Source organism: Catenibacterium sp. RTP21428st1_D7_RTP21428_210409 (assembly GCF_040227455.1).
GTDB classification, from domain to species: Bacteria; Bacillota_I; Bacilli_A; order Erysipelotrichales; family Coprobacillaceae; genus Catenibacterium; species Catenibacterium mitsuoka_A.
In genome coordinates this window covers 1-2193 of record NZ_JBEHVX010000146.1, presented here as the reverse complement: position 1 = coordinate 2193, position 2193 = coordinate 1, and the positions used below count along the sequence as shown (strand labels likewise).

At 33.4% G+C, this 2193-nt stretch carries 3 protein-coding genes; 1 reads left to right on the top strand and 2 read right to left on the bottom strand.

All coding sequences use genetic code 11. The annotated features are described in order from the left end of the window. Window positions 1-50: 50 nt before the first annotated feature. Together ABUA27_RS12490 and ABUA27_RS12485 are read right to left on the bottom strand one after the other, a co-directional pair. Window positions 51-467, bottom strand: a complete 417-nt coding sequence (locus ABUA27_RS12490) for a cupin domain-containing protein (protein ID WP_129980684.1) — start codon at window positions 465-467, stop codon at window positions 51-53. A 2-nt stretch (window positions 468-469) separates the two neighbouring features. Further along, complete coding sequence (locus ABUA27_RS12485) at window positions 470-1159, bottom strand: carboxymuconolactone decarboxylase family protein (protein WP_238634340.1); 690 nt, start codon at window positions 1157-1159, stop codon at window positions 470-472. Between the two features lie 102 nt (window positions 1160-1261). On the opposite strand from ABUA27_RS12485, the gene ABUA27_RS12480 reads away from it, so the two are divergent. Continuing rightward, the gene (locus ABUA27_RS12480) at window positions 1262-2137 is read left to right on the top strand and encodes a LysR family transcriptional regulator (protein ID WP_349820846.1); all 876 of its coding nucleotides are present in this window, start codon (window positions 1262-1264) and stop codon (window positions 2135-2137) included. Window positions 2138-2193 lie beyond the last annotated feature (56 nt).

Genomic DNA, 2193 nt, shown 5'->3' with positions numbered 1-2193 from the left:
TAACTCTTGAAATAAACAACGATCAGGCTTCCCTTCCTGATCGTTTTGTTTTATTTCAATTTTAGATATTCTTCTTCATCCACTGCTTCAAGCCACTCGTTTGAAGCATTTTCATTTGGTACACTTTCTGCAATATGTACAAAATAGCTTTCTGGTGCTGCACCATGCCAATGTTTGATTTCTGGTGCAATATAAACTGTATCACCTACATTAAGTTCCTGAGCAGGTTTTCCCCATTCCTGATAATACCCTCTTCCTGCAGTACATAATAAGATCTGTCCTGCACCATGATGGATATGCCAGTTGTTTCTACATCCTGGTTCAAAAGTAACATTAGAAATATTTACTTCTTGATTATTAATAGAATAGAGATAACTATTACCTACAAAATACTTAGCATATGCTGTATTCAATTTACCAATAGGATAAGGACTCTGTTTCTTGATATCTTCTAAAGTATAATTCATGATTATTTCTCCATTTCATGTATACATCTGATTGCATTTAAAGTACGTGGATAACCAATATATGGCATGCAGTTAGAAATCACATTAAGGAGATAATGTGCATCATTACCTACATGGAAGTTTCCACCAATATGAGATTTTAATTGTGGTTCAGTACCAAGTGCTGCTAGAAAACAGAATGTAATCATTTCTCTTTGTGCTCCAGTGAGTCCTATTCTTGTATAGTTATCACCAAAACAGTTACCTGCGAGCCATCTCTTGATATGACGTTTTTCTTCAGGACCACTTGTTTGGAATCCTCTCATATGTTCACCAAAGAGTTCACATTGTTTCTCATTACCAAGTTCTATACGATTGTCTCTATTTGTGGTAGATGCACTCTTTAATGGTTTATTCACATGTCTATTCATAATATTTAAGAATGGATAAACCATGCCAATACCAAGATAAGCCACAGCTTGATAAAGGACTTCCTGAATTTCATCAGCTGTGAGATATTTCAATAAATCATCTAACATATCCTTAAATAAATCCTGAGCTTTTGTGCCTACAAGTACTGCAGTAATAGATAAGTATCTACTCTTATCATCCAAAGTGGTATCATTGATTACTTCTTCACTTATAAAATGTGAATAAAAGTCATAAAATTCTGGATCTTTGTCTTTAAAATTTTCCATAAATGTATATTTCATAGTCTTCACCTCTACAACTATTCTATTAATAATAAGTAGAAAAGTACAATGCCAGTTTTGTATTATGCTATAATGTGGGTGCATAGTGAGGAGGAACATTCAATGATTGAAATTGGACAAGTTGAACAATTATTAGCTGTTTCTAAATATGGAACATTATCTAAAGCAGCTGAAGCATTACATATCTCTCAGCCAGCACTTTCTCGTGCCATGCAGAAGCTTGAAGAAGAACTGCAGGTTCCTATTTTTGACCGTGAAAAGAATCGTATTACTTTAAATGCGACTGGTAAAGTGGCTGTTGATTATGCACAGAAAGTATTATTTTCTGCAAATGATATGATTGCTCGTGTACGTGAATATAATCGTATGACTCATACAATTAGTATTGGAGCATGTGCACCTGCACCTTTATGGGATTTAATACCTTATGCAGGAAAGATATATGAAAACATGGCTGTTTCTTCAGAAATTAAAATGCCAAATATCTTATTATCTGGTTTGGAGAATGATTTATATACAGCTGTTGTATTAAATAAGATTCCTGAGAGTAAAGAATTATATTATGAGTTATATGATACAGAAACATTGTATTTCTCATTAGCACTTGATCATCCTCTTGCAGATAGTAAAGCATTATTCTTTAAGAATCTAGATGGTCAGACAATGCTTTTGTATTCTAGAATCGGTGTATGGTATCCCATGCATTTAGAAACACAGCCTCATACTCATTTTATTCTTCAGGATAATAGAGAAGTATTTATGGATCTGACTCAGAATTCTACTCTTCCTACATTTATTTCTGATTTATCTATAGAAAGAGATGGCAAGCCAGATAATAGAAAGATTATTCCAATCATAGATAAAGAAGCGACTAATAGTTTCTATCTTGTATGTAAGAAAAAGAACAAGAAACTATTAGAACCACTTTATCGTGCTGTAGAAAAAAGATTAGAAAAGAAAAGGGGCTGTAACGAATAGGTAGTATTTACTACTACCTTGAGCGTTACAGCTCTTTTTCGTATATCCAAACCCAA